The sequence below is a fragment of the Microbacterium sp. genome (assembly GCF_031988965.1).
Classification (GTDB): Bacteria; Actinomycetota; Actinomycetes; order Actinomycetales; family Microbacteriaceae; genus Microbacterium.
In genome coordinates this window covers 1-6,577 of the sequence record NZ_DALZXX010000128.1, presented here as the reverse complement: position 1 = coordinate 6,577, position 6,577 = coordinate 1, and the positions used below count along the sequence as shown (strand labels likewise).

Annotated in this window: 8 protein-coding genes; 3 read left to right on the top strand and 5 right to left on the bottom strand. The window is 69.1% G+C overall.

Annotated elements, in window-relative coordinates; translation table 11 throughout:
* From RTM68_RS15260 to galU, 3 genes are all read right to left on the bottom strand, one after another.
* Positions 1-646, bottom strand: a 646-nt coding sequence (locus RTM68_RS15260; protein ID WP_312172500.1) for a hypothetical protein, incomplete at its 3' end; no start/stop codon positions are given.
* Between the two features lie 81 nt (positions 647-727).
* Complete coding sequence (locus RTM68_RS15255; protein WP_396654239.1) at positions 728-1,339, bottom strand: GNAT family N-acetyltransferase; 612 nt, start codon at positions 1,337-1,339, stop codon at positions 728-730.
* Between the two features lie 44 nt (positions 1,340-1,383).
* Entirely contained in the window at positions 1,384-2,271 is an 888-nt protein-coding gene (gene galU, locus RTM68_RS15250) for a UTP--glucose-1-phosphate uridylyltransferase GalU (protein ID WP_312172496.1), read from the bottom strand.
* A gap of 40 nt (positions 2,272-2,311) precedes the next feature.
* Between galU and RTM68_RS15245 the strand changes: the two genes are divergently transcribed.
* Genes RTM68_RS15245 through mscL form a run of 3 tightly spaced genes read left to right on the top strand, consistent with a single transcriptional unit; the run spans position 2,312 to position 3,648 of the window.
* Positions 2,312-2,905, top strand: coding sequence for a 5-formyltetrahydrofolate cyclo-ligase (locus RTM68_RS15245; protein WP_312172495.1), 594 nt, complete (start codon positions 2,312-2,314; stop codon positions 2,903-2,905).
* A 16-nt stretch (positions 2,906-2,921) separates the two neighbouring features.
* Positions 2,922-3,194 carry an FmdB family zinc ribbon protein gene (locus RTM68_RS15240; RefSeq protein ID WP_194763673.1) on the top strand — a complete coding sequence of 91 codons (273 nt, stop codon included), beginning with the start codon at positions 2,922-2,924 and terminating at the stop codon, positions 3,192-3,194.
* A 25-nt stretch (positions 3,195-3,219) separates the two neighbouring features.
* Positions 3,220-3,648, top strand: coding sequence for a large conductance mechanosensitive channel protein MscL (gene mscL / locus RTM68_RS15235; RefSeq protein ID WP_194763674.1), 429 nt, complete (start codon positions 3,220-3,222; stop codon positions 3,646-3,648).
* Between the two features lie 137 nt (positions 3,649-3,785).
* Here mscL and RTM68_RS15230 read toward each other — a convergent pair whose 3' ends face one another.
* Positions 3,786-3,989 (bottom strand): hypothetical protein, encoded by a 204-nt coding sequence (locus RTM68_RS15230; RefSeq protein ID WP_312172492.1) that lies wholly within the window; start codon positions 3,987-3,989, stop codon positions 3,786-3,788.
* The coding region (locus RTM68_RS15225; protein ID WP_312172490.1) for an AAA family ATPase at positions 3,982-6,577 on the bottom strand (2,596 nt) is incomplete at its 5' end. The genes RTM68_RS15225 and RTM68_RS15230, both read right to left, overlap by 8 nt.

The following is a 6,577-nucleotide window of genomic DNA, read 5'->3' as shown; positions in this document are numbered from 1 at the left end:
GGGCGGCCTGCGCCCGTGAACCGGCGACCGACACCAACGGCTCGGGAAGCGGACGAGGAGTCCAGGTCGCGGGACCCTGATCGTGCAGCGCAGGCGCCACACGCGGAGCAGGTGCCGCGACGACCTGAGCGGGTCGTCGCGCGGCGCGCGAGGCGACCGAAGCCATGCGCTGCAGCACCACGGTCGCACCGAGCGCGAGCGCGCCACCGAGCCAGATCAGAAGTTGCGTCTGCGCGGCGATCAGCTGCCACACACCGAGCCCGGCGACGGCGAGGCCGACCAGCAGAAGCGAGGTCGCCGCCACCCGCACGCGTCGGCGCGCACGGGCCTGGCGGATCACCGGATCGGCCCGTGTCGCGGCGAGTTCCTGACGGAGCTTCTCGAGCTCGGCGGACTCCCGCTCCGACTGCACGCGCTTCGCGAGCTTCTGCTGCGCGAGCGCCGTGCGCGCATTCAGTTCGAGGCGCACCTCATCGGGCGTCTCGCTCGTCTCGGCGAGCACCCGGAGCGCCTGATTGAGGCGCACGGCGTTGCGTTCGGCGGCGTCGTACTGAAAGCGTCCGCGCCACGAGGGCAGCAGATAGAGCATCCACAGGAGCACAGCGACGAGCACGATCACTCCCCCGCTCAGCACCGGCCCGTCCATGCTCCCCACGGTACGGGAACAGCGGCGACGACGATGCTCTGCGCGAGCGCGTGTCGCGATGAGTTCTGCGCGCGACGGCGATCAGATGATCATGCGATCCGCAGGGGGGATGGTCGCTGCATCCGGGGGCACCTGGCCGCTCACCCATCGAGCCAGCACACCCTGCGGCACATCCTCACGCGTCAGCGCGAATGCATAGTGGTCGCGCCAGTCGCCGTCGATGTGGATGTAGCGGCGCCTCAGCCCTTCGTAGCGGAAGCCGAGCTTCTGCACGATGCGCAGGCTCGCCGCGTTCTCCGGGCGGATGCAGATCTCCATGCGGTGCAGCGCATATTCGGTGAAGCAGGCGTCCGTGGCGAGCGCGACCGCGGTCGGGGTGATCCCCTTGCCCGCGAACCGCTCGCTCACCCAGTAGCCGATCGTCGCCGAGCACAGCGAGCCGCGCGCGACCCCCCACACATTGAGCTGCCCGGCGATCTCGCCCTCGTACTCCATGACGAACGGATATCCCGCACCGTCGCGATACTGCTGCAGCAGTCGTCGGATGCTGAGGCGCATGTCGAAGGACACCGCTCCATACGGGACGGTCGCCTCCCACGGTTGCAGCCATGACCTGTTCGACAGCAGCTCGTGCTGCAGCGCCCTCGCGTCGCGCGGGCGCACGAGACGAAGCTCGATCGGTCCGTGCCGCATCCCCGTCGCCAGTTCCATCCTGCGCGCTCCCGCAGCCGAGACGCCTAGAGGCGTTCTGCGAACTCCTTGAGCCACGGACGCAGCTCAGGACCGAGGTCGTCGCGGTCCGAGGCCAGCTGCACGATCGCCTTGATGTAGTCGACACGGTCACCCGTGTCGTAGCGGCGCCCGCGGAACACCACGCCCACGACGCCGGGACCCTCGGGGTCGGTCGCGAGGACCTGCAGCGCGTCGGTCAGCTGGATCTCGCCGCCCTTGCCCGGCTCGGTGTGCTCGAGCACCTCGAAGATCGAGGCGGGAAGCACATAGCGGCCGATCACGGCGAGGTTCGACGGAGCGTCTTCGACCGGGGGCTTCTCGACGAGGCCGGTGACCGTGACGGCATCCGAGCCGTCGATCGCCTCGACAGCTGCGGCGCCGTACATGTGGATGCTGGCGGGGTCGACCTCCATGAGCGCGATCACGGCCGCGCCCGTGCGCTCGTGCTCGGCGATCATCTCGGTGAGCAGCGGGTCGCGCGCATCGATGAGGTCGTCACCGAGAAGCACGGCGAAGGAGCTGTCGCCCACGTGGGTGCGGGCACGCAGCACCGCGTGTCCGAGCCCCTTGGGCTCTCCCTGACGGACGAAGTGGATGTCGGCGAGGTCGCTCGACTTCATGACGTGCTCGAGGCGACCCATGTCGCCCTTCTCGGTGAGCTTGACCTCGAGTTCGGGCACCGAGTCGAAGTGGTTCGAGATGGCGTTCTTGTTGCGCCCGATGATGACGAGGATGTCATCGATGCCGGCATCCGCCGCCTCTTCGACGACGTACTGGATGGCCGGCTTGTCGACGACAGGCAGCATCTCTTTCGGCATCGCCTTCGTCGCAGGCAGGAACCGCGTTCCCAGTCCTGCGGCAGGAATGACGGCTTTGATCTTCTGATGACCCATTCCGACAGCCTACCCGTGGAGCCGCCGTAGACTCGGAGGCATGGCGAACGACGTCGAGCACGAGAAGCGCGCACTGCGCGCCGAACTCCGCGAGAGACGGCAGCTGCTGAGCGAATCGCAGCGCGACGCCCTCGACAGCGCTCTCACCGTTCGACTCGACGAACTCGTCCACTCCCTCGGCGCGCGATCGATCTCGTGCTTCCTGTCGACGACCACGGAGCCGGGCACGCGGGACTTCGTGCGCGCGGCGGTGCGCCGCGGCATCCGCGTGCTGCTTCCGGTCACCCGCCCGGACGGGCTGCTCGACTGGGCCGTCGCGACCGACGACGAGATCGCCGAGGGCCTCTTCGGCCTTCCCGAGCCGACCGGCGAGCTGCTCGGACCGATCGCCGTGAACGACGTCGACCTCATGATCATCCCTGCTGCCGCCGTCGATCGCGGCGGAATGCGCATGGGCTGGGGCCGCGGCTACTTCGACAAGACCATCGGATCGATGGAGAAGTGCCCGCCGGTGTATGCGGTCATCTATGATTCCGAGGTACTCGACCTCCTGCCGAGGGAAGTGCACGATCAGCCGGTGACCGGCGTCGTGACCCCCACGCAGACCCTTCTCCTGTCGCCGACCCGGCGCTGACCCCACGAGGATCGCAATGCCCACCTATGCCTACGCCTGCCGCGCCTGCGGCCACGCCTTCGACGCCGTGCAGAGTTTCGCCGACGACGCGTTGACCGTCTGCCCCGAGTGCGGCGGCGAGCTGCGCAAGCAGTACGGCTCGATCGGCGTCACCTTCAACGGCTCCGGTTTCTATCGCACCGACTCGCGGGCAGGCTCCGCGGGTTCGTCCTCGACCCCGGCATCATCGAAGTCAGAGTCGACGACGAGCGCGAAGCCCGCGCCCGCTGCGACCTCCGCTTCTTCCTGACGCACCGAACAACACGGAGAATCACATGTTCAAAGGTTTCAAGGAATTCCTCCTCCGCGGCAATGTCATCGACCTGGCTGTCGCGGTCGTCATCGGTACCGCGTTCACGGCCATCGTCACCGCAGTCGTGAACAGCCTCATCAACCCGCTCGTCTCCCTCTTCTTCGAGGCGGATGCTGCCGGCAACTTCGGCCCCACCGTCACGAACATCTACGGCAACGAGGTGACGTTCCCCCTCGGCGACCTCATCTCGGCGATCATCAGCTTCCTCGCCGTGGCCGCCGTGGTCTACTTCGTCTTCGTCCTGCCGATGAACACCTTCAAGGCGCACGTCGAAGCACGCAAGGGCACCGCGGCCGAAGAACCCGCCGAAGAGCCGGCCGCAGCCACCGAGACCGAGCTGCTCATCGAGATCCGCGACCTGCTCGCCAGGCAGCAGACGCCGCGCGACTGACACGGAGTCGTCACGCCGGCATCCGGCATCCGCTGAGATCCGGTCGACCGCTCGAGATCCGCATCGAATCCCCCCGGGGATTCTGGGGGACTCGGGCGGTTCTGCGTTTTCCGGCCGATTCGAGCGGCCGTCGCCCATCAGTAGTGCGGCGGCACGTCCTGCATGAGCCGGTCGTCGTTGGGACCTTTCGCCCCGCGCGGACCCGATGCCGCAGGCTTCTTACCGGCGGCATGCTCGGGCGAGGGGTCGGTGCCCTGAACCGGCGTCAGGCGCGCGCGGCGAGAACCCGCCACCCGCACCACTTCCTGGCGCGGCGCCGAAGGTTCGGTGTCGTCAGTCATCCTGAGGATCGCTGAGGTCGAGCGGCTCGGTATCGTTGTCGGCCCGCACCGTGGATGGCGAGATGCCGAGCACTTCCGCGATGCGCGAGGCGACGGTCGCGGGGTCGCTGTACAGGTCGAACGCGTGCACCCGCACGTAGTGCCAGCCCAGACGGCGGAGCACGTTCGGCCGTAGACGCAGCGTCTCGCGCAGCGAATCTCCCCGGGACTCGGGGTCCGACTCGATCACGACCGCCTTGCCCGCGTGCTGGGCGACGAGCGGCAGGAGTCCGCGGTAGTCGACGTCGACCGCTGCGCCGAGGCGACGCAGTTCGCGGGCCAGGGCCAGCGTCAGCGGGTCGGCCAGGTCTTCGAGCCGCGCCTCGCGACCGCGAGCGGCCAGACCGCCGAGGATCGACATCAGCGTGGCGGCACCGAACTCGAGCCGTCCGTCGTCGAACGACGAGGGCCTGATCGACGAGACCATGACCATCGAGCGGCGCGCGCGGGTCATGCCGACGGTGAGCAGGCGCTCTCCGTCGGAGGAGGAGAGGTCACCGAAGTCGCTGAGCACGCGACCGTGCTTCGTGAGCCCGTAGCCGAGCGAGAAGATCACGCGATCCCGGCTCTCGGCGACCGATTCCTCGAGGGTCAGCACCGCGAGCGGCTCTGCGGTGTCGCGGCCGACGAAGTCGGCCACGTCCGACCGCCCTGCGAAGGCCGAGGTCACGGCCGCGCGCACGCGCTCGGCATGACGACGACTGGCGGTGACCACCATGAGGGACTCGCTCGGCCGGTGCACCGCGTGCTCGACGACGAGCGTCACGACACGGGCCACCTCGGCATCCGGACTCTCGACCGCTCCGGAGATCGGATCGGGAGCACCGGTGCCTCCCTCGACGTAGTCGACGGTCAGGCTGCCCCGGCCGAGATACGAGCCCGCCCACGGGAGCGAGACGATCTCTCCGCCGTAGAAGGCGTCGTTGATCAGCTCGGCGAGATCCTCGCCGCCCGCACGGTAGCTGCGCGTGAGCGTCATCACCGGCAGCAGCTCGGAGAGCCGCTCGAACACCGACACCTCGTCGAACGGCACCTCGGGCTCCCACTCGGGGTCGGTGCCCACGGCGAGATCGAAGGCCGTCGGCCGCTGCGTGACCGGATCGCCGAACGCCACGATCTGGCGGGCACGGCGGATCGCCGGCGTCGCCTCGGCCAGGTTGATCGCGGCAGAATCCACCAGCAGCACGGTGTCGAACTCCACCGAGTCGGGGATCTCGGGCACGAGATACGGCGACGAGATCCATACCGGCGCCAGCACGCCGACGAGGGTCGGAGCCGCGCTCACGATCTCAGCGGTCGTCGTGGTCTTCTGCGTGAGAGCCTTGCGCAGGTGCTGCGATTCCTGGGGCTCGTCGACGATCGCGATCTTCCACTGGTTCGCCAGCTGCCATGCGAGCAGAGGCCCGGCCATCGCCGCATGGGCCTCGTCGACGAGGCGGAAGTCGCGTTCAAGCCGGTCGACGACCGCGGTGTTCGCACCGAGCAGCGCCCGATCGTCCTGCAGAGCGCGCTCGAGCAGAGACTGCCACCAGGCGAACTCGAGCTCCTCGCCGACCTGCGCCTCGGAGACGTGGCGCACCGACAGCTCGGTGAGCAGGGGCTCGAGTCCGAGATCGGCGAGCCGGTCACGCAGTTCGGCGCGCTCGACGAGGTTGTCGAAGACATCGGACTTCGCGGCGAGCCCGGCGAGGATGCGCACGAGTCGTGCGACGGGAAGAGACGAGAGCGGTTCGCGGCGACCGAGCGCCGCGTCGAGCTCGGACAGCTCTGCCACGACCCGCTGCCACGCGGTGTAGACGTCGGCGAGACCCAGCGGGATCTCCGGTGCGACACCCGCGTCGACGCAGCGCTGCCACTGGGTGCGCTGCGTCTGGATGCGCAGGAGCGAGTCGTGCATCTCGGTGACGTGCACGCCGGGTCGCACATACTCCTTGGCCAGCCGGCGCAGTCGGCGGCGGTTGGCGCTCGACATGCCCGGCGAGTCCCGGCGCGACCCGTGAGCCTGGATGAGCTCGCCCAGGGGACGCTCGAACACGGTGGGGCTGAAGCGGTCGAGCGAATCGCGGATGCCCTGGAGCAACCGCAGGTACTCGCCGAGCTCGTCGATCGTGGCGAACGGCCGCATGTGCGTCTGCGCGATCAGCGCATAGCCGCGCTCGAGCAGCGCCGGCACGCTGTCGGCATGCAGACGGCCGGCGAGCTGATGCGCCGAGCGGGCGGCCTCGGTGGTCGTGAAGGTGACGCCGTACCAGGGCGAGTCGTCGGGGCCGAACCGGAACTCCCCCAGTCGAGCCGCATGCGAGAGCGTCTCGGCCGCCGCCGAGCGGTCGTTCGCCAGACGGCGCAGGGTGTCGATCGACAGTCGGGCGGAGGTCGACGGCGGAGTCGGGAGCGACGCGAGCCGGGTGAGGTGGCGCGTGGCGTCGAGCACCGAGGATCCGGTGCCTGCGACGGGGGCGGTGAGCGCCCGGCGGTAGTCGATGAGCACGCTGCGCAGGCGCACCAGCGCGTCGTCGACGTCGCTGACCTTCGGCGCGGTCGCCTTCTCG

Bases quoted from the DNA above. Each gene is read 5' to 3' on its own strand.
- RTM68_RS15255 (WP_396654239.1), bottom strand. From the start codon at position 1,339: ATGCGGCACGGACCGATCGAGCTTCGTCTCGTGCGCCCGCGCGACGCG.
- galU (WP_312172496.1), bottom strand. From the start codon at position 2,271: ATGGGTCATCAGAAGATCAAAGCCGTCATTCCTGCCGCAGGACTGGGA.
- RTM68_RS15245 (WP_312172495.1), top strand. From the start codon at position 2,312: ATGGCGAACGACGTCGAGCACGAGAAGCGCGCACTGCGCGCCGAACTC.
- RTM68_RS15240 (WP_194763673.1), top strand. From the start codon at position 2,922: ATGCCCACCTATGCCTACGCCTGCCGCGCCTGCGGCCACGCCTTCGAC.
- mscL (WP_194763674.1), top strand. From the start codon at position 3,220: ATGTTCAAAGGTTTCAAGGAATTCCTCCTCCGCGGCAATGTCATCGAC.
- RTM68_RS15230 (WP_312172492.1), bottom strand. From the start codon at position 3,989: ATGACTGACGACACCGAACCTTCGGCGCCGCGCCAGGAAGTGGTGCGG.